Origin of the sequence: Vogesella mureinivorans (assembly GCF_007644035.1) — a bacterium.
Taxonomy (GTDB): domain Bacteria; phylum Pseudomonadota; class Gammaproteobacteria; order Burkholderiales; family Chromobacteriaceae; genus Vogesella; species Vogesella mureinivorans.
In genome coordinates, this window is sequence record NZ_VMTV02000409.1 from 1 (window position 1) to 283 (window position 283).

At 63.6% G+C, this 283-nt stretch carries 1 protein-coding gene; it reads left to right on the top strand.

Annotation, left to right across the window (positions count from 1 at the left end):
* Positions 1–57: 57 nt before the first annotated feature.
* Positions 58–283 (top strand): NADH-quinone oxidoreductase subunit H (locus FLQ44_RS11245; protein ID WP_206208837.1); only part of this gene is annotated, 226 nt, incomplete at its 3' end.

The window sequence follows — 283 nt, forward strand, 5'->3', positions numbered from 1 at the left end:
GCGACCGCGCCGCTGGCGCCTGCGGGCGCGCTCACCGTGGCAAAGGTGTAAGGCCCCATGCTGTCGTTCATCGAACCCATCCGCGAGTTCTTCCTCAGCTTCGGTGACATCGGGCTGGTGGTCTGGACCCTGATCAAGATTCTCTGCATCACGGTGCCGCTGATCCTCGGCGTCGCCTACTTCACCCTGTTCGAGCGCAAAGTGATTGGCTGGATGCACGTGCGCCAGGGCCCGGTGTATGTCGGCCGGATCTTCGGTATCGGCTTCATCCAGCCCTTCGCCG